Raw genomic sequence first — 22,219 nt, forward strand, 5'->3', positions numbered from 1 at the left:
GGTGGCTCCTATCGAATCCACCGAAACTCGACATACGGTCAGCCGAACGGTATCTGTGAAATCATATCCACTCTGTCTATACTCCAGGGTGATGTCCTTAACACAGTACTCCACGTGTTTACGATGCGCCGTCTCGAAAACGACCACACCGCCCGTAGCATTCTCGCTGAGTGCCCGTCCGGGGAGTCGAACCCCGACACGTCCATTTTCGCCTCGGATTATGACGATTTCCAGTACATGGAAACCGTCTCCGATGGTGGGACGGCTACTCCGAGACGCGAACCGTCTTCACGGGCTCTGGTGACTGTTCAGGTTCTGGAAGGTACGACCGGTGTCTCAGTCGCCGATGCCGGGTGACTGTTCGCTTTTGATCTCTTCCGCTCGTTCGGTGGTGATCTCGTTGACACTGAGGATATACGTCCAGGTACACTGAGCGCCCGGACAGCCCATCATGTTCCGGTGGACACGCTCTTCCTCCTGATCGTACACCCACCGGACTTTGATGCCGCAGTAAGGGCAATCGACCGCAATTTCCAGTGGCATTATTCGGAAGTTGGCGTAACGATGAGATAGACACCTGCTGATTCAGGGATGGAGTAGGTGAGGGACATATTTTCTGACGCGTGTAACCACCCTGCGTGAATCCCCTCAACCCCTTTCTCGTACAGTTGGGTCGGATGCCGGTCAATGTCTGTGTGGTCAACGAGTGTGTACTCTCCAGGCGGGAACACGTCACCAACCCATATCGCACCACTTTCTTTTCGCTGGAGCCAACTGACGACGCGGCCAGTAACTGTCAGTTCCGGCCTTCCAGAATCTGTGCCGTCATTCAACGATTCGGTTCTCAGTTCCACCGGAGTCTCCTCGTCCAGCTCTGACTTGTCGGATTTCAAATGGCTCGTCGTTGTTCTATTGTGTCGGTCTGTATCGCGACTCTGCTCTGTCACAGGTAGGCGAATGATGTGTGGACACAACAACAATAGGCGATTGCAGATGGGTAAGTCGAACCGGTAGCAGAAGCCTGCTCTGTACGTACGTGGAAACACATCGATGACCGGATGCAATGACCCGTTGATGATATATTTAACAAGCTCGGAGGGGTGGATAGTCAGAAACGAAACGGGTTGAACTCCAAGGGTTCAACGAGTATCGGATGTCAGATGAACGTTAAGACAGCAGTTTCGTGATCATCAATCAATATCTGGGACAGGATTCCCAGAAACGCCCTAACATCACGTCTCCGGAAACGCGACTCCCGCGAAAGATAATCTTCCTACTCGTTCGAATCAAACCGCAGAACTACAGACATCGAGCATAGTGAAATCGACCGCCAGAAAGATATAACCGACGAGAGTGTCTACTAAGTCATATGAGTATCGCCCATGATGACGATGTGCTCGGTGGCGAACCACGAATCGACGGCACGCGTATCGGCGTTCGCCACGTCGCCGCACGGGTGATTGATAACGGACAATCTCCCGCTCACGTCGCGGATCAGCTGGATGTCTCTCTTGCGGACGTGTACGAGTCCCTCTCCTACTACTACGCCCACATCGACGAGATGCAAGAGTTCGAAGCGGAGAACGAGGCAGCGTTCGAAAGAGTGCAGGATTCGTCACTCAAACCGAAAGAGACCGTGAGGTGACGGGCGCTCAGATTCTCCTTGACGAGCACGTCGGTAGAGTCTTCGAGCGACTGCTCCGTGAGCGCGGCCACGATGTCGAACAGGCGAAAGACCGGTTTGGAGAACACACAAATGACGACGAACTGGTGGCGTGGTGTGGTGAGTCTGGGACCATCCTTGTGACCAACAATGCAAAGGATTTCGAACCACTACATCACAAGTACGACCACGCGGGCATCTTTCTCTACCATGAGCAGAATCTACCAGACACCGACCCGGAAGGACTTGCTCGAACCGTCGACGAGGTATTCACTCAATATGGTATAGACGGAGTCGAAAACCAACTCGTTGATCTCGGTGAGTGGTACGAGTGGCTTCACAAGTGACACTCGACCGTCGGTGTTAGACCTCTCGTCTGTATCCCGCAACGCATCGCGTCGGACTGCCTGTACAGGGAAGGCCGAAGGCCACTGCAATGATATTCTATTCTATGTTGAGGCAGACGAGCGCCGTCGTTTCTGATGGCGAGTTGGTGATTCACGACGAGCCCCGCATTCGGAATTGACGAATCACGGTGAGCCACATCCACACGATGGTCGAAGTACGCGGCCTCGACGCGTAGACGGTTACGGACTGCTTTGACCTCACCGCCTCGGACATCTTCGGCGCAATAGCAGTACTATTGCGGCTTCCCCGAAGAGACGTGGGCAGTCAACGAACACTGTCGAGAGCTTCATAAAGTTACAAAAGAAACCCGAGCATCATCACTGGCTCCGAGGATTTGCCGCAATCGTAATTATCCATTTGTCGTTTCTTCCTGGCCAGAATATTGCGGCTCTACTGGCTGATAAACTCGGTAAATCCGATAGAGGTACTCAGGAGCCGGTGAGCAGTAACAGGTGCAAGAACACACCTGCGACGTCGTCCAACCGCTCACCGGGTGCGACCCGCGTCTGCTGTGCATCGTACTTGATGACTCCCGCATCCGCGAGTGCGCTCAGGTGCGTGTTGCGGAGTGATTCACGGACGTTCCGGTAGTCATCTCCGGTCGCTTCTTCGATGCTGTATCCCTGGGTGACTGCGGTCACCCACCGGGCCACTTCCGACATCGTAGTCCACTCGTCCTGCTCGCGTGTGAGCATATAGAGAACGACGAGCTGACGCCGTCGGTTCCTCAATAGCGAGCAGACCGTGCTGACCTCTTCGTGACGAGCACCGGCCGCGACGAACTCGCCGAGCGGAGCCCACCAGCTCGGGTGGTCATCAGGCATAGTTTGACCCCCCAGAATTACAGCCTCCACTGTTGGTTCGGAGGGAGGTCGTCTGCCGCTCGGTTCGACTGGGTCGTGGGACACGAAGCGTGAGGTGTCCACCATCCCCGCAGCGGGGGTGACGGACAGAGTTATCACTCCGTGACCGGTTAGGCTCTGATGCTGTCATACTGGCAGCGTTGGTTCCCGGTGTTGCAGCACCGGGGGCCGTTTTGCGGCCACTGGTGTTTGCTGGTTGATTATAAAGTAGGTTTGTATATCTACTCAGACTACGTCGAAATGTGCTTACGATGAGCAAGGGGAACTGGCGGTTTCCCCGTACTGGTTTCCCAGTTCACATCCCGGGTTCTCCTGACGAGCCGTCACCGTGGCTGGAACCAGGCTATATGCCGAGAGATCTCCGCTTGCCCGTGTTATCGTGGAATTGGAGACTGTCTTTTGAGAGGATAATCTACTTCCCAATTGTGTTTCTCCGCGCGTATCTAACCCTCCGAAATGTGGGTAGTAGCGGATTTTTGCGGAGTCTTCCGGAACTCTTCGGAACAATATTTAGTGGTTTCTTTAGGCATATGTACGTCTTTTTCGAAGTTACATATATATTAGATCCTCACGTATCTTGATTCTCTTCTTTTTGTTTTGAGAGAGGTCCAGAGAATACACAAAATCAGAAATAATATAATTAGATTCGTCGAGACGTGGCAAGGACTTTTACAAAATGGGAAAGGATTGGTAGCCATGGGTCGCGACAACCGAATCAGAATCTCGGCGGGCGTTGACCGAGTCAAGAGTATCACTGCCCCACCCGAAGAACTCGACAAGTGGGAGGACTGGAAGAACGAACTCGGCATGACTCGGTCGAAGTTTGTGCGGTGTGCAGTCAGTGCCGGCGTCTCGAAAATCGATCCACCCTCGTTCGGTGATTCGTACGATGACGACAAGCGATCGTATCGATCGGAGATCAAGGAAGCGATACGAGGCGATGCGCGGGATACGGACGACGTCGTTGAGGCCGTGTTGGAGGACGTCGCCGACGACGTCCGTGCGGAACTTCAAGGGATGATCGATACCGGGCAGGTGACCATGAGCGTGTACGACGGACTCGTCATCGACAGTGATGACGAATGACCGGGTTCAACAGAGAGCGACTCGACACCCTCCCGCAGGAGTATGTCGACCTGATCAGGGAGTTCGAGACGTACAAGAACGACACGGGCAAGCAATCCGGGACGGTGCAAACGTATCTGGTTCGAGTCACGGACTTCTTCGAGTGGCTCGTCAACCATGGCAACACACCGCCTGTCGATGATCTCAACGACAGACATGCGATCAGATACACCAGGTGGGCCGAATCTCACTACTCGGCCGCGACGTATCGTTCTCGTATCATCACGACCAAAAACATGTTCGAGGTGGTGGAGACTCTTAACGGCAGTATCTGGAAACGACCCGAGGCCGGGCTCCCAGACTCACAGGAGGTCAGGGACAGCAACAAACACGGTCGGGAAATCGACATAACCGACATGTCGAAGTTCTTCATGTCGATCAGAGATCCCCTCTGGCACGCGTTCTTCCTCACGTTGCTCAAGCTCCTCGTCCGAAACGGCGAGGCGACGAACATCCGTCTGTCAGAAGTCCATATCGACGACCCGGACATCTACCAGCTCTACGATGACCTCGACATCACGTATTGTTCGACGGTCGCCAATTCACCGGATTCGATATACATCCCATCCGATAGAGAGGGAAACAAGCGGAGATCGAGCACCCGGATCCCCATCGACTCGGAACTCAAAGCCGCGCTCATTCGGTGGCTCGCGGTACGGCCGACGACCGAAGCGTCGCTGTCGGACCCACAGACACTGTTCGTTTCCCTCGGTGACAACTGGGGGCAGCCGCTGTCACCGTCGTCGGTGGGCATCGCGTTTGCAGAACTAGCACCCGAGTCCTGGCGGTCAGGGGATGATCCGTTCACGCCCCATAACTTCCGGCACTGGAGCAATCGGAAACTGCGAGGCAAGATAACCGATGACCTCCTGAGTTATCTGCGTGGTGACGCCGAGGATATGCTCGCTCACTACGACGACCTGATCGCAGAGTACGATGAGCGCGTGCGGAAGCCGTACGTTCGGCATATCCCTTCCATCTATCTTTGAGGAATTGGGGCTCCGTCGAAAACGGGTCGGAACTGAATAAATAACTTAGATCGGAAATCGGCAAGACCGTCTCTATCCGGTAATTTTGGCACTATTGGGTTCAAAGCATTATTTATTTTCGCTATTTTAAAATATGGATAATTCCGAAACTGGCACTTCTAGCTGATTTTTTGTTCCAGAAACATTTCGCTGGCTCACAGTTATACCGATGAACCACAGAATGCTATGCGTGACATCGCACAGTTCCTCCCAGACAGGAGGTGAAATCCCAACCGAGTCGAAAACTATCGTTCATATCAACAAAGATGGGCGAATTGTAATACCCCGTGACGTACGGCGGGTGCTGGATATCGAGCAAGATCGTGCGCAAATCGAGGTACGGTACAATGGAACAACTGCACAGGGAATCATTAGCATCGACGAGTTAGGTCGAGCGACGCTACCAGTTCAGATGCGGCGATACTTAGGGCTCGAAGGTAAGGAAGCAGATCTACAGGTGGTCGTGTCCCAAATTAGCTCTTCGAGCGTGTCATAGAATTCATCTCATAGCTTCTCCTGTCAAGGAGCGTTTCCTCTCTCGTAGTTGGTGATGGCAACGACGAGCCGTAGGCAAAACGCGGCGAACACTTCTATTCGTGCGTGGACGCGGCCTCAGGCGCGGACGTGCCCGAGGCCGCAGTCCTTGACCGCATCGTTGGTTCGTTCGACTCCTGTCCGGTGGTTGTACGTCTCGTTCAAGATGATTGCTTCAACTGAACGTCCCGACTATGTTCCTCGATGCGGTCTTCGACCCTGTACTCGATATCTTTCGGATCGTCAGGTTTCGCGGATTGTAGCGATACTCATACAGCCGTCAAGATCGGCGGAGGGCACAAGCTCACCGTCACTACGTCGAAGATACCGGTGCTGACCACGACGAACTCAGCTATTTCCGGTTCGTCGAAGATTCTCTCACTTCGACGGGTAAAGCACTATCAACAGAACAGTTCAGTCAAAAGGTCGATCTCGATATTTTACTTAGCTATCGTGATACCGCTGATCACGCGACAGCTTCGTCCCAATACCGCTGCCGAGTACCATTAACCGCCGCGCTAGAGAACACGGCAGCAAACTCAAGCAGTTTCTTCTCAACTAGTCTGCGACACAGACGCTGACGCCGTCGCTGTCGACGGCGCAAAGTGTCCCAGCCAAGATGATAACCGTTCGTACCACTCTGTCCAAGCCACGCTTGGTGAAAATGTCATCGAGAAATTACTCCCCCTACTGAACCTGCCGGTCAACGTTAACTGGGACGAGACAGCTGCCACCCTCAACAATATTGACGCAGCCACTGACGACGTGACGGTCGTCAATTACTTTGATAACGGTATTGTTACGGCCAATGAATTGGCCTAAAAGAATCAGATTGAAGGCCGATTCTCGTTCTATAATTATTCTACAACTCTATCAAATACCTGGCGCATCAAGCGTTGGTTGTTCTTATTTAGTTATCACAACGATCGAGGCAAGCTCCCTTGTTATCATTAGCGCGCTCGTCCACGAGGCAGTCAAGAACAATACCAACAACGATTGGGTACTTGAGAGTACAAGTTCGAGCCGTATCGATAAGGATGATCTGTTATTAATGAGGTTATTTTTGTAAATTCAGACGTATTTTAGAATAACTTAAACATCTTCTTTACTAGTGTGAGTGCACCTTGATCCCACGCCACACGATGATCTTTTCCGGTCGTCTCATCACTCTCTTCGTAGTTCTCTAAATACCACTCATAAGTGTCTACCAACGCCTCCTGATTAGAGTATTCTGGCTCCCAGCCGAGGTCACAGAGCTTCTCGACAGAAACATACGAGTCTTCGTGAGCCGTCTCGTAAACCCACGGATACAGCGGTGACAAGTTGAGTTGGTTCAACACTCGGAGCGCAAATCTGCTTAGGGCTGCTGGCGTGCCGACTACTCGCTTGCCCGTGCCAGCTACATCAATCGGTGCTTGGAAGTCCTCTTTCATGGTATTATACTCTGTTGCCCCAACATTAAACGTGTCATTTACCTCGCTTTCGTCCAGTAGAAACATCAGATCGATTGCTCGAACAAGATCGTGAACGTGGAGTAATTGGTACTTGTTGTTTCCCCACCCAACCATCGGGATATTGGCCCCACTCTCAATCCAATCGAATAAAACTTGGAACACGCCAAGCCGTTGTGGCCCTATAAATGTTTTCGGGCGGAGAATCGGCACACACATCCCCATCCGACGAAAATCCTCGCAGATCTTTTCCGCCTCGATTTTGGCATCTCCGTATGGCCCGACCCCATCTAACGGGGAATCCTCTGTGATGGGGTGCGTATCGTGTGTGCCATAGACCGCCGTAGAGGAAATGTATACAACTCGTTCGATATCTTGTTCCTTGGCGGCCCACAAGACAGACCGGGTTCCTTCAACCGTTACGTCCCAGATATCGTCGTCATCCCATAATGGAAGTGCCGCCGCACTGTGGACGATTACGTCTGCGTCAGCATCCACAATTGCCTGAGAAACCCTCTCTTCATCACGAACATCGCCTTCAACGTACTTGATTCCTTTTGTATCATCTTCTTTATTGAACGGTTTGAGATCAAGTGCCGTTACGTCCCAGCCGTTATCTGAAAGATATTGGCACGTATGAAGTCCTAAAAAACCAGTACCACCCGTGACCAGTACAGAATCATACTGTCTATCCTGAGGTCGATCCGTTTGTGCTGCACTCATTATATCGGACAAATCAGTGTACTGGCTTCATATTTTTCATTCCCTTACTACACCGTATGGCCCAAAGATATCTGAATTGGAGATCCGGTGAAAACACCGGTCCTCTCAGGGAGTGATACTCATCGAATGCATTTCCAAACGACCTGTTATCGCTGGGCTCATCGATATTCCGCTTGTCGGGGTCGCTCCTTCAACAAAGCCACCTCTGCTACTCTGGGTATATATGCTCTTTCAGAGTTGGATCCGACCTCAATCATTTCGTGATCGCACAGATTGATCGCGGTGACCGGACGAATCTTATACATTATCTCCAAAAACCGTCACGTGTTTCTGTGAAGCAGGCCACTCTTTTTGAGAGCAGGGATATCTGACGAGACAAACGCCTGCTCAGCTATCTCATCGAGGCATACTTGCCGCACTCCTGTTGCACCGTTAATACGTACTGGGAGCTTGTGTCAACAGTCACAGTCTACACGCATCTCTTGACCGATTTCTACTCTGATATACGAACCAAAAATAAGGCTCTGTTGAACCCTCTTGCAGTCGTACGGTTTCGTATTGTAGCGGATTCTATGGTGTCGGTCACGACCGGGCAGTAGAGACGTCTCCCGGTGTCAGTTTAGAAGGAATATAATAGAGCCGAAATTAGCATATCCAGCGTAATAAATGATGATCGTTGCATCGAATATCCGATAGTCTGGGTAACAGTATCTTTATTTTCCTGTTAATCACACGATTAGGCGAACGAATGGCCGAATCATCTCAGACAGCTAATCCAGTCTCGATAACTACCGGCCTGCTTCGGGAAATCCGACCCTGGCAATGGTACAAGCAGAGCGTGATGTTTCTAGGTATCATCTTCTCGAAGAATTTGCTCAACGCTGAGGCTTGGATCAGTCTCCTGTTTGGTGTCGTCGCATTTACTTCTGTCAGCGGTACTACGTATATCTTCAATGACATCAACGATCTCGAAGAGGACCGTAATCATCCTGAAAAACAACATAGGCCGATTGCGAGCGGCCAAACTCCAGTCCCGGTTGCTGTTGTCTTCGGTGCTTTCTTAGCGCTTGTGGGCCTCAGTGCCGCGTATAGTTTGGGCCCGCTGTTCCTTGCGGTGTTGCTCGCCTACCTCAGTCAAAATGCGCTCTATTCGCTCTACCTGAAACATGTCGTATTCGTCGACGTCCTCATCGTCGCAATCGGATTCGTTTTACGCGCTATTGCGGGCGTTATCGCTATCGATGTCGTCCTAAGCCCGTGGTTGATCGTCACTACGTTCCTTCTGGCGTTAGTTCTCGCGCTTGGAAAACGACGCAACGAACTGGAAGTCTCACCCAATCCTGAGGACTCCCGCGATGTGCTGGGCAAGTACTCGAAACAGAATATGGATCAGCTTCTCGTGATGACAATGGCAACGTTACTAATGGCGTACTCCCTATACTCGTTTTCTCGCACGAGTCCTGCGATGCTGGCGACACTTCCGTTCGCGTTCTTCGGCGTGTTTCGCTACCACCATCTCGTCCATACGACCAACATCGCCGGTCAACCAGAGTACCTGTTCACTGATCGGCCGTCAGTCGTGAACCTCATTCTCTGGGGTGTGGTTGCTATCGCTATCCTGTACAACGTCCCTGAGATCGCTATCGAGGTGATACGGTGAAACAGTACGACTTACAGGTGCATACCGATGCCTCACCCTGTTCTCGCGCCGCACCTGCCGATGTTGTAGAGGCGGCTACTGAAGCGGCCCTGGATGGGATCGCCATTACGAACCACGATACGCTCGCGGGATACGACGAAGTCGCCGACTGTGCGCCCCCCAACCTCACGGTGATACCTGGCGTTGAGGTAACGACGACACAGGGGCATCTCCTTGCATTATTCGTTGAGGAGGAACCACCGCAGTCCGACCCGCTCACCGTTATTGAGAAAATCCATAACCAGAATGGACTCGCTATCCTCTCCCATCCATTCGATCGCTTCCGGGAATACTACGAGACAGATCTTGACACGATTGCGTCACAAGTTGACGCCGTTGAAACCCAAAACTCACGCTGTTTGTTTCCGCGATTTAATCGCCGGGCCCGAGAGTTCGCAAACCAGCACGACTTGGCAATCACGGGAGGTAGTGATGCACACTTCCCGATGGAAGTCGGCCGGTCTACAACAGTATGTGACCAACCCCTTCCGGAAGCGATCCAGTCCCGATCAACCCAAACAGCGGGACGAGGCGGTTACTTGTCGGGCCATACTGCGACAAAACTGAACGACTTGCTCAAGACGGTGAATCTCTGATGAGCGTACTCACAACGATTAACCGCGCCGTTCGCCGCCACGGTCTCTGGGTAACCGCGCTCCTAACGGTTGCCGTATTCTTCGGGCTGTTCATTATCGGGGATAGTTCAAAGGTCGTGTCGGCACTGCTTGCGGTTGAGCGATGGCGGATCGCTGTTGTGTTTGTCCTTGTCACGCTCAGTTACGGCATTCGGTTTCTCAAATGGGACTATTATTTCCGTCACTTGGGAATCGACATTCCCCCGAAAACGAGTCTGATTGTGTTCTTTAGTGGTCTAATGATGATCGTGACCCCCGGCAAGGCTGGGGAGGTATGGAAAGCGTGGTTCCTCCGTGATCTTGATGGGGTTCCAGTTAGCCAGACTGTGTCTGTCGTCGGAGGTGAACGTGTTACTGATCTAATCGCTCTATCTGCGTTCGCGTTGCTTGGTCTCTTGATTTACCAGCGGTCATCAATTGTACTTATTGGTATGATCTTGCTCTTCCTGGTCGGGATTAGTGTCCTTCAGTGGCAGTCATTTTGTCTCCGTGTGTTGGGATGGGTAGAGAAGGTTCCAGTCGTCAGCTCATATGCGACCGAGTTGGAGGCGTTCTATGAAAACACGTACACACTGTTTCAGTTGCGACCGCTCAGTATCGCGTTCATCATCAGCCTAATTGCGTGGGGCTTGGAAGGAGTCGCTCTGTGGGTGGTATTGAGCGGGTTTAGTTCGCAGGCGACACTCCTCACCGCTTTGTTCGTGTTTGGTTTGGGATCAGTAGTTGGGGCGGCCAGTCTCCTTCCTGGTGGTTTGGGCGCCACCGAAGCCAGTATGGTCGGGATGCTCGTCGTTTTGGGCTACACCCAGACAATCGCTGTGAGTGCGACGGTGATTATCCGGGTTGGCACCCTCTGGTATGGTGCGATACTCGGCACGTGTGTATTCGTCATCTATCGGTTTGTGACTGGTCATGTCGGGACCACCCAGTCCACGGACTAGCTCTTGGTCAGCCTCTCAGTCATCAATTGGTAAAGCGGTCGAGCTACCAGGAGAACCGTACAAATACTGACGAGCAGCAGGAACTCAAGCTTGATTGGTTGTGCCATCCCTGAAGAAAAACTTCGGAGTGACTGTCCAATATTGACATAGAGTATTGCCCAAGGTAACTCACCAATCAGTGTACCGAGCGTAAACGCCCATCCGGAGACTCCGGCGAGTCCCGCGCCGATAGAGATGCCATCCGCAGGTGCCGGAGACAACCGGGCGGCGATCATCCCGCGAAGCTCACCCGTCCTAGTCACGACTGTCTCACCCGCATTTGAGAGACGAGCAATATAGCTGTTTCTCTCGCTGAAATAGTCTGCGAGCAGGAATGGTGGCACACACGTCATCCAAGTGCCGAGTAACACAAGCGGTACCCCATAAGGGGAGCCCACAAGATACCCAAGGAATACTGATGCAATACTGAGTGGCCAGAGGACAAACGGGCGAACCAGATAGAAGACGCTCACACCACTGGCAACAAGGAGCCACCCGGAATTGTCGAGGTGCTCAAAGAAATCAGTTGGTGAGTACCACCAGTGGGCACCGATAACGAAAACAAGACCAACGACAGGTATTATCTGGAGCGTTCCTCTTCGCCAAGCCGGCATCACTCTCGAATATGAACGAGACAGAGTAAAGAATACCGATGCCGAATGCCTCCCGGCGGACGAGGTTGCGGCCCGTCACGACAAACACGTACGCCGGATACACACAAGTATTGAGACACAGATGGGAGACTCAGAGAAGCCAGTGGGCGAGACGACACCGGATTAGTCGCTGTCTTCGAGCTACCGCTGCGCTCCGAAGACCGTCAAGTCAGGTTCTGGAGCGCCCCCGCCCGGATGGCTTCCGACTTAGACAATTGCTGGAGTATCTAATATAGCGCCCACGAGGACGGCACACTCGTCGGCTTCGGGAGTACGCACGATCTTGACCGACGGTTGGGGAGCCATATCCACGTCTACGACCTGAGGCCATTCCAGCAGCGGATTTGTCTGCCAGACAGGGAGATGGAGGACGCGCAGGGCATCACTCCTGGCGCCGTCGAAGACAGCAGCAGTTGTGTGGCTGTCTTCGCTGGTGACCATATCATCGCGGTCCGGCTCGCCAACGATGTTGCGGAGCTGAGAATCACGTGCGAACTCCGGAAAGAGGTCTTTTACGACGCCGTGCCAGCCCATCAGGACATCCAGGGAATATATCTCGGACTCCGACTGCTACGCATAGGTCAACACCGGCACGCTCGTTTGGGGCGTCAACGCGCTCACTAAGACGCTGAGTTCACTGCCGTAGTGCTGACCTTCTCCACATTCCTAATCAAATAGAGGAATAGAAGATACTGCGCTACCAGTACTGAGATTCCCACGTGGTTTCCGAATATGATCATCATCGCGTGTTCAAGCGGTCTGGACAATTGAATCCCGGCAAGGGCTACGATCCCAACTAAGGGTTCGATTCCTCGGTCAGAGGCCAACAGGAGCAGTAGTGGGAGTGCGAAGAATACGCTGTGGTGGTACCAGATGATAGGGGAGAAGATGGCCATCCCAACGACGAATGTCGAGAACGTGACGACAAGAGTCGCTCGTGATTCCTGACCTCTGCTGAGGCGTTGGATGCCGATAGCGAGGAGTGGGACAACGACAATAGATTTCTGTAGAAGGGGCGCCCCAGTTTGAAACTCGGGTGTAGCTTGGAGGGATGTTCCGATTGCGGCATCGAGGTAGCCTAGGATGGACGGGAGACTCTGATTCCACACACTGACATGAACGCCGATTCCTCCGATCTCTCCGAGTCGCTGGACAAATTGGACGATGATTGACGGAAAGAAGACAAGCATGGAGATGGCGGTTGTTACCGCGAGGGTGGCGATTGCACTTGTGACGACTCGCCAGCGGCGGATGACGAGAAAATAACCGATCACCAGCAGTGGGGAGGTCTTCATCGTCACGGCAATTCCGAGCGAGGCACCAGCGAGATACGGCCGTTCGTGCAGAACCAAAAAAAGTGTCACCACCAGCGCCAAGGCCGCAAATGTGTTTATCTGACCGATGTGTATCGTCTCGAGGAACGGGCCAAAGCTGAGGCTCAGGATGCAACTCAGCGCAAGTCGGCTGGAATCCATATCCGGTGCGACGATACGCAGTGAGAGTCCAACCGTCATGGCCCACGCCGCGGCACTGCCAACGCTCCAGAAAATAAGAGCTGGCGTTGAGGGCATCAAGGCGACTCCCGCAACCAGTATCAACGCGAACGGATGGTAGATGAAGCTCTGGCCTATCGCCGGTGATTCGTACGGGTTCTGCCCATTGACCGCATCGTGATACGCATCGTAGTAGAGACTGAAATCGTGACCGGGCGGCCAGTTGTTCGCGACGATTGCCAGCCAGTACTCGCTATAGATACCAACCAATACGAAGATGAACAGCGCGACGGCAATCACTCCCCTCCGGCGTGCGATTCTCGTGATTGTGCCGTGTATAGCAGATGACATCGCTAGTGATTATTCATCAGTCCCGTATTTGGGGAGTAACCACTCTGCACCGAGCCCAGCCAGAATCGCGAGACCCGGGAGAATTAACAGCCAGTAGTGCCGGTACACCCGTACCAGTAGTGCGCTCCCCAGCGTGGTTGTCAGGGCTACCCCTAACCAGCCGACTGCAGGGGACGCCCGGCGGGCCGATAGCAGATGTGCCGCGCCGATTGTCGCGAATACAAGTTGGAACGTATAGACGCTGATCCGCTCGTTCAACAGCTGTACGTACCGCCCTGGAGCCTTCAGCAGTGAGCCGCTGGTCTGAAATTGCGACTCCGCCACAGCGTACGCTGGCGTCGCGAACATGGTCTGTCGGACCGCCGCAACTGACGCGCTAAGCCCCCAAATCAGACCGACGATCACGTACCCCGCAATCGCTGTGCCCAGTGCAAGTCCCCCGATTGTCACGACGGCGCGGTAGTCGTGCCGGCGCCACTCCCACCAAGCTACTGCCGGCGCTGCCAGAAGTAGATGCTGGGCTATCAGGAACCCCAGTCCGTAGAGCAGCCCGCTCCGAGAAGGACGATTAGCAGTGAGCCCCGCGGTCAGCAGGGCCAGTGCGACTATCTTGTTGTTAATGAAGCCGTTCGTCATCCACACAATACCAAGGGCAAGCGAGAAGCTGGCGACGACCGTTGCTGCCGGACGCAGTTCCGCCTTGACGAGTCTGTGCGTGTTCCATACCAGGGCAGCGCCTCCCACCCCGACCACAGCGAGCATCACCAGGAAGGGGACAGGCGTCGCGGCGGCGACGATGACTACGGCCTCCCAGAGTGGTGGCTTATTATCGGGGACTTGGGCGTAGAGAGCCATCCCCGCGAGCACATCGTCCCCGATCTGCGCCCACACTTGTGCGTCATGGACAAACTCCCGACCTGAAAACCGGAACACGACGTACCTGTATATCGAGATGAACGCGATGACGCCGGCCAGCAACATCGCAATCAGGCGACTGACGGTCTCATCAACGATCCCACACTCCCACTCTCGGTTCATTAAGCGTATGCTCTCTCCCGGAGACAAAAATCCGACGCATGGTCCCCGGGTGACTCGACCTCAACCGTGGAATTACTTCAATTGGCTCTGGTGAATCACTGGACTGCGCTGGTTTCTACCGTTAGAACTAGTGGAATGAAGCGGAAAATCGCCGATGTTTTATGTCGAAAATTTCCCGCTTCACGAGCAAAGTCGTCCAGTTAGCTAAAAATGCTGTTGGTGAGCGAGACGAAGTCGCCGCCCCCGAAGGGGGTGGCGGCTTCGCCGAGTATGCGGTGGTGTCGCTGCACTGTCTGCGGGTTCACCTGGAGAAATCCTACCGGGAAACACTTGATTTGCTAAGCGAGATGCCACAAATTCTCAGGAAGATCGGCCGCGTTAAGGCCGATCTCCCTGACCACTCCACGCTAGTCAAGTGGTTTGATAGAATCAAGACAGCGCTCTGGCGAGTGCTGCTGCACCTTTCGGCGCAGGAGCACGAGCCATCCGGTCACGCCGCCATCGACGCGACGTTCTTCGACCGAGAAAACGCTAGCAAGCACTACTGTCGTCGGACGGATTACCGGGTTCAGACGCTCAAAGCGACAGCTCTCGTCGGCACAGAAAGTCAAGCCATTCTGGACGTTCACTGTACGACCGAGAAACGCCACGACACACAGCTCGGCTGTCAGGTCGCCCGCCGCAACGCGGACGACCTCGCAAGCCTCGTCGCCGACAAAGGCTACGACTGATGGAGTTGCGCGAAAAACTCCGTGAAGAGAGCGTGAGGCCGCTGATCAAACATCGTGAGTTCCGGCCCATCGATCACGCGCACAACGCGCGGATCGATGGGATACCGCCAACGAGCGATGTGTGAAACCGCCTTCTCGACGATCAAGCGCACGCTCGGCGTCGCCGTGCGTGCGCGAACTTGGTACGGTGAATTTCGTGAACTCTTTCTGATGTGTACGGTTCACAACATCAGGCAATCTCAAAAACAGTGAAATCAAGCTACGTCTGGCGATTCACCACGGCCCAATGAAGTAAATCCGATATTGGTCTACAATAGAAGCGATGAATAGCAATTACCACCTGAGTCTCAGGGCTGGGTTGTCAGTTGCAGCGACGAACGAACAACTCGTCGTTGACCCGCTCAACCAAGAATACGCAGTCATCCACCATTGAGGTCTCGTTGACGTAGGTCGGCCCCCTGTCAGTAGCGACGCGCGACCGTTCTTTCAACAGTAGGTCCGAATATACTACTACTCGCCCGTGATCGTGGGCATAGTTATTGTATGAACCGTCGATGAATTCGTACCCCACGAACGTGATGTCTTCGGGTGTCATCTGATGGCCAGCCATCTGCCGTCCCGCAGCGTACCCCTCGTATTCGGCAACACCATCGAGAGATGCCTGGGGCGGCGTTTCGTCATCCAGCGGGCCGTATTCGTTGTGCCAGACTTGCGCTCCGGATGCTGATACGAGCAGTAAGTAGACGAGAACTACCGTTTTCGTATCGGCGTAACTCGATTCAAGCGCTGTGTCCAGAACCTTGTGCAGAACGAGACCAGAACTGACGGCTAGTGGGGCGAGTGTCCCCCACATGAAATACTCTAAATGGTAACCACCGACAAGCGCGAGCGGGATGACGATGCCGCTGAAATGCCACGCGCTGAGCATCAGCGCCCGATTCGATTTCGAACGCAGATAGTAGATTCCCCACCCAATGGTGCTGGCCACTGTGAGTGGCAGGACGACGTTCATAAATATCTGAAAAGTGGTCAGACTGTCACTCAGATACCAGTTGTTGGACGGGAGATACGTGAGCCACCAATTAATTTGGAGGAAGAGAGCGCCGTTGGTCTGCGTTCCGAAGTTGGTCAGCTGAGAGGTATTTGAGGGTTGTAACTTCGTCAAGAGGTGGACCACCCCAGTCCAGGTGACGCCGATGGCGGCAAAAGTGGCAAATTTGCGTCGTTTCTGGGTGGCCCAGTAGATGGCTCCGATCGGCGCCAGAATAACGGCTTCCCATAGATGATTGGTGATCGCCAGCAATAGGAGGATGATCGAGCCGTAGAAATACAGTTCCCGTTCTTGCTCTGCGTCGGCGTACGCTAAGAACAGGGCGGCGGTGGTCAGAAGGATACTCAGCGATTCGGGGAGGTACGCGTACGCGAAACGGTGGCTAAGGGGAAATAGCCAGAAGAATCCGGCAGCTAATAGGCCTGCTCGATAGTCTGTGAGATACGAAACGAATTTGAAAATCACGATGGATGCGGCAAGTATAGACAGGAGACTAATCAATCGGCCGCCCTCGTGGTAGCCGAGTGCGACTAGTGGAGACGCAAGGGTGCTGTGCAAATGTAGTGCCGAATAGCTCTCTGATGGCGTGAGAATGAAAAACGAGCGAATCGGCATCCGTGAGAAAGCCAGCGACTGAAAATACCCGGCGATTTCTCGCGATTTGTGAAAGTGCATTGGTATGAGCGTATTCAATAACGGAAAGAATAGTATAGCTGGGAGGGCGACGAGAATCCGCTGCCAATTGATACGAAGGAATCCATTCATAACGAACATCAAATGGGAAGCGCAATTAAATCCCCCGACTGTCTGGTCATGGGAATGCGTAGAGAATAAGGTCTATAATTAATTGGAGGGAAATTCAAATGATAATAATTATACGATTGCTGGCACTGTCTAGTTCTGAACCTCCTCAGCTGGCGTTCGTCCGTCGAGCGCTTGGTTCGGTCGTTCGTGGTTGTAGTGGTGTCTGAAGCGTCGTAACAACTGTTTCGCGCTGGATTAACTGCCCCTCCAGAAGGAATGAAAGCGGTCGATTCGCATGGTCACGGTCTGGAACCATTTTTCGATGTGGTTCCGGATTCGGTACTCAAGCCGACCGCTCAAATCGTGACGAGCGAGGGCAGTCAGATACCCTGCAGCATCGACGAGAAACTCTGTCTCGGCGACATCGTGTTTCTGCGTGAGCCGATGCAGGAACGCCGCCGCGGGGTCAGTCCCGCGGCGGCTGAACACATCGACCCATAGCAACAACCTCGAATCGACGTCAACGGCGGCGTACAGCCACTTCTTTTCGCCGTCAACTTCGATTTGTTTCTCGTCGACCGCGACCCGCGACGGCTCCGCCGTCGGCGGGTCGCTCTGGGCTTCAGACAGCGTATGCACCCAGTTCCAGACCGCACCGTGAGAACGGTCGACACCCAGCAGGTCTAAGATTGCCACCGTCTCCCTAATCAACAGCCCCGCCGTATGGAGACGCACCCCAAACCGCCGGACGGGTGTCGGAGTGCGCTCGTTCTCCCAAATGTCTTGGCTGTCCTCGTCTAACATCTCTCTGAGGAGGTCTGCGAGTTGCATGAGCACTTCTCGCTACGGCCTCCTCGTTTCTCAAACTCGCTCAACTAGACAGTGCCATGAAATATGAATTATTAACATCCAATCACATCGCGGATCTGAATGAACCGATCATAACCGAGCAGCCGTTTGATATATTTGACACCGTACCAGCGGATGGCAGTTTGAAGAACGATCGGTGGCGACGCCTTGAGGATTGCTACAAGTTCATCAGGGCCTGTGTCGTACCAGATGTTCCAACGCCCCAATCGGTGGTTCAGGTGGTTCCGTGGAATCCGAACAGGTTCTGAAGTGAATATATACTTGTAGCCCGCTTCACTTACAGTCTTGAATACCTCTTCATTGTATGCCCCCAGTGGAATGGAAATTGACTGACATTGTCCGAGTTCTGCCGCGATAGCAGCCTTTGACTCCGTTAGTTCCTGCTGACATCTCTGTGTATTCGCCTTGAGCAGATTGGCGTGAGTCATAGTGTGACTACCGATACAGTGACCTCGCTGGTCGAGGTCATAAATCTGATTCCAGTCCAGGAAGCCGTCCTCTCCGACCCGATCAATCACTATAAAAAAATGGCCCCGATACCCGTACGCCTCCAATTGACGGGCCGCCTCCATCGCCGTCCGTCCTCCATCGTCAAACGTGAGGTACACAGGGCGGTTTGGGGGATTGTCAGTGATTAATGCCGGTTCGAACGCCGAGTCAGCAATGGCCGAGAGATGGCGGTCGAACATCTCGGGAGCGAGTTTATATCGCCACGAGCCATCCGTGACGAATCCGGAAGTGTCTGCCTCTTCTTGTGGGACGATATCATGATACAACAGCGCCAGGCCGCTGGTGGGCGAGCCGAGGAGATCACGAATCATGTGTTGAGTTGTACGCATTGATACCGAACCGTTGGACACGGCGCTTCCAAGTCAGCCACGCGCTCAGCTTTGGCATCCCCCATAGGGCTCCTTGTCGGTCGTCTGCTGGAATCGGCTCCGCCTCTCCATCAGCAACCGCGGTAATCACAGGCGTGAGCGAGGGAAGGTTGTCCGCAACCACCTTCAGCTGGATGTAGACGTGTTCGTCGTCCACAGGATTGAAAGTGGTCCCGTCTTGAGCGAAGATCTCACCCGTATCGATACCATCGTTAATGCGGATGAGGGAGAATCCCACCTTGTCGTCCTCGCCGTTGGCAAGCGCCCAGAAGCAGCCGTGTTGGTTGCGGTACTCTGGGCAGATTCCTGGATGAATGACGAATGTTCCGTAGTTAGGAATCGTGTAGACCGATTTAGAGAGTAACACCTTGCACCGGGCAAGCATCAGATCTGGAGTCAAATTTCGGAGGATGTTCGCCGTTTCTTCGTTATTTGGGTCTACAACGCTGTACTCCGGTACCGAAAAATCTGGATATTCCGCTTGCGCGTCCGAGATGAGGGCGTCAATCTTCGGCATTTCCTTGTCTTTAAGAGCAGCACGATAGTACAGCCGATACGCGATAGCATCAAGGAGGCCAGTAATTCCAGATCGCCGCAACTCGTGTTTCAGGGTGTTCACCTGTCGTGTCCAGTCCGATTCAATAACAATCTCGCCGACTAGATCGGTCGTCGCGGCAAGCCAGCGGCCGACCACCTCCCGGTCGAACCGCGACTCTCGGTGGCGAAGAAGCACCGTCTGTGGAGTAGTCATCACCCAACACATCCCTATCGCCGACCATAAGTGCAGTGGACACACCGATGGCCGTTTGAGGATTGTCCGATATGCAGCAAGACGTTCGCCGCAAACCACCGGCGGACTCAGGGGAAACAAATCCGCGGTTTTATACACCTGCTCGGGAAATCGACTGGCAACCTGCGATGGTCAATATCTCGGTGGTTCTACCAACGTACGGTGGTGATGACCCGGATGCACTGCGGGAAGCTATCGAAAGCATCGTCTCCCAGACACGGGTTCCCGACGAACTAGTCATCGTCCGTGATGGGCCAGTACCGGAAACCAACCAAACAATCATCGATAACTTCGAGTCTAAGTATTCGTTCGTGCGGCACGTCCCACTGGCAGAGAACCAAGGACGAGCCCTCGCACGAAAAGTCGGGGTGGAACGCTGCCAGGGTGACGTCGTGGCGATGATGGACGCTGACGACCTCTGTGTCCCCACACGGTTAGAGCGGCAGGAAACCTACCTGCAGAACAATCCCGAGGTTGACGTAGTCGGAGCGCAGCTACTTGAATTCGACCCCGAGAATGGCGAGAAGCTCGGTGTGCGTACCCTTCCGACGGATCACGAGGAGATTCGTGACCTAGCGAAGACCCGCTCGCCCGTTTCCCAGAGTACGGTGATATTCAAACGGACTGCGGCCCTTGATATCGGAAACTATCGGGACGTCGACCGCATGGAAGACTACGGCCTCTGGGTTCGGATGCTCGTCAACGGCGCCCGGTTTGCCAATATCCCCGAAGTCTTGGTCAAGGCACGAACGGGCGAGAAGATGTACGAGCGCCGTGCCGGCTGGGAATATGCGCGTGAAGAACTACGCCTCCAGCGAGAGTTTGTAGCGCTCGGCTTCATCTCGCCGTTGCAGGCACTTCGTAACGTCGCATTCCGAGTGCCAATTCGCTTCGTGCCGAACGCCATTCGTGCTTACGTCTACGAAACGCTGTTCCGCACGGAGCCGTCCGTCGGCATCCCGGAGACGAGCACAGTGAGTGTCGGCCACGAGACGGATGTCTCGTCGGACGAGACGAAGGACCGGTGAGCCAAACAAAATGTCAGTGTGTTACCTCATAACGAACGAGTTCGCAGGAATCCCAGCGGAAACGAGGTACCAGCGGGCCCGAGCTCCACCCCGATGCCGACGACGTTCACCGATGCTCGGCAATCTTGGCGCTATCCCGTTCCTTGAGGAAAAGAACCGATATAATGAGGTTGCCACGTGATGCTTGTGAAGCCACTCGCGGAGTGTCGGGCAGTCTTGTTCGTGAATCAGCAAATCAAGTACGACCCAGCGACCGACCAGTACAGTTCGGACTACACGAATCTTATCGATTTCCTCTTCAAGGCCAGCAGCATCTTCAAGGAACTCCACATCTGCTTGCCCGTTGGGGAGGGTACCGGGAGAACGACGCTCGATCTACCTGCGAACGTGCGCATCATCCATCTTCCGTTCTACCATGGCCCGACCGACCTGCTCCGATCGATCCATCGTGTGGTGCCACGTCTCCTGCATATCGTCCGGTCCGAGCCGGTTCGTCAGGCCGACATCATCGGAACGGTCGCACCGAGTACACTTGGCGCGATTACTGTGCCGATCTCCTACTACGTCTACGGGAAACCCCATTTCCTGCTCATGCGAGGAGACAAACGCAAGACGGTCGCGGCTAGAACCGATGGAGCACTACTGCGTAGTCTGCTGATCGGGACGCCAATCAAAGCGTACGACCAACTCTTCGGGCAGATGTCGTTTAACGATGATGTCGTGTTACTTACGATCGGTGACCTCTCGGACGCCATCGGGGGGTACGGCTACGACGCCGACAGCGCCCACGTCATCACACCGCTCGTCCCCGAGGAGTTGCTTGTTGATGAACCAACCGTCTCCGATCATGCCACAGACCTGCTCTACGTTGGCCGGCTCTCCGAGGAGAAGGCAATAGACGACTTGTTGCGTGGCTTCCAGCGACTCGATACGAGAGACGATACAGTCCACCTCCACGTTGTCGGGTCCGGGCCGAGTGCTACCCAGCTCAAGCAGTTAGCAGCCCAGTTGGGTATCACCGACGCGGTAACATTCCACGGGTTCGTCCCGAAGGGCCCGGACCTGTGGGCATACTTCGATGACGCGGATATCTTTGTGTTGCCCTCACAAACGGAGGGGCTTCCTCGAGTCGTCGCGGAGGCGATGGCCCGTGGCTTACCAGTCGTCACGACGGCGGTGGGTGGACTCCCTGAACTGATCGACCATGGTCGAAATGGTATGCTGGTTGACCCGAGAAACGTGGATGTCCTTATGGACACCATCGAAACGGTAAGGGAGGACGCTAACCTTCGATTTCATCTCGCGACGGAGGGGCAGAAAACCGCGACACAATTGACTTTTGAAGCGAACAGACAGCGACTGCTGGAAATCCTTTCAAGAGCGCTCTGCAAGTCGGATCCCCAGAGCTGAAGTCATAAAAGTCCGCCAGACAGCTGAATCGGGATGGGGCGAACCCATGCGTCTTTAGCTAAGCGAAGAACCG

The 22,219-nt window shown here is 54.0% G+C and carries 20 protein-coding genes and 4 pseudogenes; 11 read left to right on the top strand and 13 right to left on the bottom strand.

Annotation, left to right across the window (positions count from 1 at the left end; genetic code table 11):
• Positions 1-336: 336 nt before the first annotated feature.
• Together P1L41_RS15270 and P1L41_RS15275 are read right to left on the bottom strand one after the other, a co-directional pair.
• Positions 337-543, bottom strand: coding sequence for a hypothetical protein (locus P1L41_RS15270; RefSeq protein ID WP_276296588.1), 207 nt, complete (start codon positions 541-543; stop codon positions 337-339).
• Positions 543-893, bottom strand: a complete 351-nt coding sequence (locus tag P1L41_RS15275) for a hypothetical protein (RefSeq protein ID WP_276296589.1) — start codon at positions 891-893, stop codon at positions 543-545. Before P1L41_RS15275 ends, P1L41_RS15270 begins: the two co-directional genes overlap by 1 nt.
• 476 nt (positions 894-1,369) lie before the next feature.
• Here P1L41_RS15275 and P1L41_RS15280 point away from each other — a divergent pair, with 476 nt between their 5' ends.
• On the top strand, positions 1,370-1,645 hold the full coding sequence (locus P1L41_RS15280; protein ID WP_276296590.1) for a DUF433 domain-containing protein: 276 nt from the start codon (positions 1,370-1,372) through the stop codon (positions 1,643-1,645).
• Complete coding sequence (locus P1L41_RS15285) at positions 1,642-2,010, top strand: DUF5615 family PIN-like protein (protein ID WP_276296591.1); 369 nt, start codon at positions 1,642-1,644, stop codon at positions 2,008-2,010. The genes P1L41_RS15280 and P1L41_RS15285 overlap by 4 nt, the downstream gene beginning before the upstream one ends.
• 489 nt (positions 2,011-2,499) lie before the next feature.
• On the opposite strand, the gene P1L41_RS15290 is transcribed toward P1L41_RS15285, so the two are convergent.
• Positions 2,500-2,895, bottom strand: coding sequence for a DUF7344 domain-containing protein (locus P1L41_RS15290; protein ID WP_276296592.1), 396 nt, complete (start codon positions 2,893-2,895; stop codon positions 2,500-2,502).
• A 735-nt stretch (positions 2,896-3,630) separates the two neighbouring features.
• On the opposite strand from P1L41_RS15290, the gene P1L41_RS15295 reads away from it, so the two are divergent.
• Together P1L41_RS15295 and P1L41_RS15300 are read left to right on the top strand one after the other, a co-directional pair.
• Complete coding sequence (locus P1L41_RS15295; protein WP_276296593.1) at positions 3,631-4,020, top strand: hypothetical protein; 390 nt, start codon at positions 3,631-3,633, stop codon at positions 4,018-4,020.
• A complete protein-coding gene (locus P1L41_RS15300; RefSeq protein ID WP_276296594.1) occupies positions 4,017-5,048 on the top strand; it encodes a tyrosine-type recombinase/integrase in 1,032 nt (343 codons plus the stop codon). Before P1L41_RS15295 ends, P1L41_RS15300 begins: the two co-directional genes overlap by 4 nt.
• A 558-nt stretch (positions 5,049-5,606) precedes the next feature.
• Here P1L41_RS15300 and P1L41_RS15305 read toward each other — a convergent pair.
• Positions 5,607-5,883: pseudogene (locus P1L41_RS15305) on the bottom strand (transposase); the annotation flags it as partial.
• Between P1L41_RS15305 and P1L41_RS15310 the strand changes: the two are divergent.
• Positions 5,883-6,428, top strand: a pseudogene (locus P1L41_RS15310) (ISH6 family transposase); the annotation flags it as partial. The pseudogenes P1L41_RS15305 and P1L41_RS15310 overlap by 1 nt on opposite strands.
• Positions 6,429-6,703: 275 nt before the next feature.
• Here the strand turns inward: P1L41_RS15310 and P1L41_RS15315 are convergent.
• Entirely contained in the window at positions 6,704-7,795 is a 1,092-nt protein-coding gene (locus tag P1L41_RS15315) for an NAD-dependent epimerase/dehydratase family protein (protein WP_276296595.1), read from the bottom strand.
• 748 nt (positions 7,796-8,543) lie between these two features.
• Here P1L41_RS15315 and P1L41_RS15320 point away from each other — a divergent pair.
• From P1L41_RS15320 to P1L41_RS15330, 3 genes are read left to right on the top strand one after another with little or no spacing between them, the layout of a single operon-like run.
• Positions 8,544-9,455, top strand: a complete 912-nt coding sequence (locus tag P1L41_RS15320; protein WP_276296596.1) for a UbiA prenyltransferase family protein — start codon at positions 8,544-8,546, stop codon at positions 9,453-9,455.
• The gene (locus tag P1L41_RS15325) at positions 9,452-10,090 is read left to right on the top strand and encodes a PHP domain-containing protein (protein WP_008312967.1); all 639 of its coding nucleotides are present in this window, start codon (positions 9,452-9,454) and stop codon (positions 10,088-10,090) included. The genes P1L41_RS15320 and P1L41_RS15325 overlap by 4 nt, the downstream gene beginning before the upstream one ends.
• Entirely contained in the window at positions 10,090-11,070 is a 981-nt protein-coding gene (locus tag P1L41_RS15330) for a lysylphosphatidylglycerol synthase transmembrane domain-containing protein (RefSeq protein WP_276296597.1), read from the top strand. The genes P1L41_RS15325 and P1L41_RS15330 overlap by 1 nt, the downstream gene beginning before the upstream one ends.
• Here the strand turns inward: P1L41_RS15330 and P1L41_RS15335 are convergent.
• The 4 genes from P1L41_RS15335 to P1L41_RS15350 form a co-directional block, all read right to left on the bottom strand.
• Positions 11,067-11,723: a TVP38/TMEM64 family protein gene (locus tag P1L41_RS15335; RefSeq protein WP_276296598.1), complete on the bottom strand. Its 657-nt coding sequence runs from the start codon at positions 11,721-11,723 to the stop codon at positions 11,067-11,069. The two genes, P1L41_RS15330 and P1L41_RS15335, sit on opposite strands and share 4 nt — an antisense overlap.
• Before the next feature lie 246 nt (positions 11,724-11,969).
• On the bottom strand, positions 11,970-12,296 hold the full coding sequence (locus tag P1L41_RS15340) for a hypothetical protein (RefSeq protein ID WP_276296599.1): 327 nt from the start codon (positions 12,294-12,296) through the stop codon (positions 11,970-11,972).
• An 86-nt stretch (positions 12,297-12,382) separates the two neighbouring features.
• Entirely contained in the window at positions 12,383-13,606 is a 1,224-nt protein-coding gene (locus P1L41_RS15345) for a glycosyltransferase family 87 protein (protein WP_276296600.1), read from the bottom strand.
• 9 nt (positions 13,607-13,615) lie between these two features.
• Positions 13,616-14,644 carry a hypothetical protein gene (locus tag P1L41_RS15350; protein WP_276296601.1) on the bottom strand — a complete coding sequence of 343 codons (1,029 nt, stop codon included), beginning with the start codon at positions 14,642-14,644 and terminating at the stop codon, positions 13,616-13,618.
• Positions 14,645-14,805: 161 nt separating this feature from the next.
• On the opposite strand from P1L41_RS15350, the pseudogene P1L41_RS15355 reads away from it, so the two are divergent.
• A pseudogene (locus tag P1L41_RS15355) lies at positions 14,806-15,627 on the top strand (IS5 family transposase).
• 109 nt (positions 15,628-15,736) lie between these two features.
• Here P1L41_RS15355 and P1L41_RS15360 read toward each other — a convergent pair.
• The 4 genes and pseudogenes from P1L41_RS15360 to P1L41_RS15375 all read right to left on the bottom strand — a co-directional run bounded on the left by P1L41_RS15360 (position 15,737) and on the right by P1L41_RS15375 (position 19,669).
• Positions 15,737-17,101, bottom strand: a complete 1,365-nt coding sequence (locus P1L41_RS15360; RefSeq protein ID WP_276296602.1) for an ArnT family glycosyltransferase — start codon at positions 17,099-17,101, stop codon at positions 15,737-15,739.
• Positions 17,102-17,320: 219 nt separating this feature from the next.
• Positions 17,321-18,001 (bottom strand): annotated as a pseudogene (locus P1L41_RS15365) (IS6 family transposase).
• Between the two features lie 71 nt (positions 18,002-18,072).
• Entirely contained in the window at positions 18,073-18,861 is a 789-nt protein-coding gene (locus P1L41_RS15370; protein ID WP_276296603.1) for a polysaccharide deacetylase family protein, read from the bottom strand.
• Entirely contained in the window at positions 18,851-19,669 is an 819-nt protein-coding gene (locus tag P1L41_RS15375) for a formyltransferase family protein (protein WP_008312995.1), read from the bottom strand. Before P1L41_RS15375 ends, P1L41_RS15370 begins: the two co-directional genes overlap by 11 nt.
• A gap of 71 nt (positions 19,670-19,740) precedes the next feature.
• Here P1L41_RS15375 and P1L41_RS15380 point away from each other — a divergent pair, with 71 nt between their 5' ends.
• Complete coding sequence (locus P1L41_RS15380) at positions 19,741-20,736, top strand: glycosyltransferase (RefSeq protein ID WP_080504339.1); 996 nt, start codon at positions 19,741-19,743, stop codon at positions 20,734-20,736.
• A gap of 180 nt (positions 20,737-20,916) precedes the next feature.
• Positions 20,917-22,146: a glycosyltransferase gene (locus P1L41_RS15385; protein ID WP_276298471.1), complete on the top strand. Its 1,230-nt coding sequence runs from the start codon at positions 20,917-20,919 to the stop codon at positions 22,144-22,146.
• Positions 22,147-22,219: the final 73 nt, after the last annotated feature.

Source organism: Haloarcula ordinaria (genome assembly GCF_029338275.1).
In the GTDB taxonomy this organism is placed as follows: Archaea; Halobacteriota; Halobacteria; order Halobacteriales; family Haloarculaceae; genus Haloarcula; species Haloarcula ordinaria.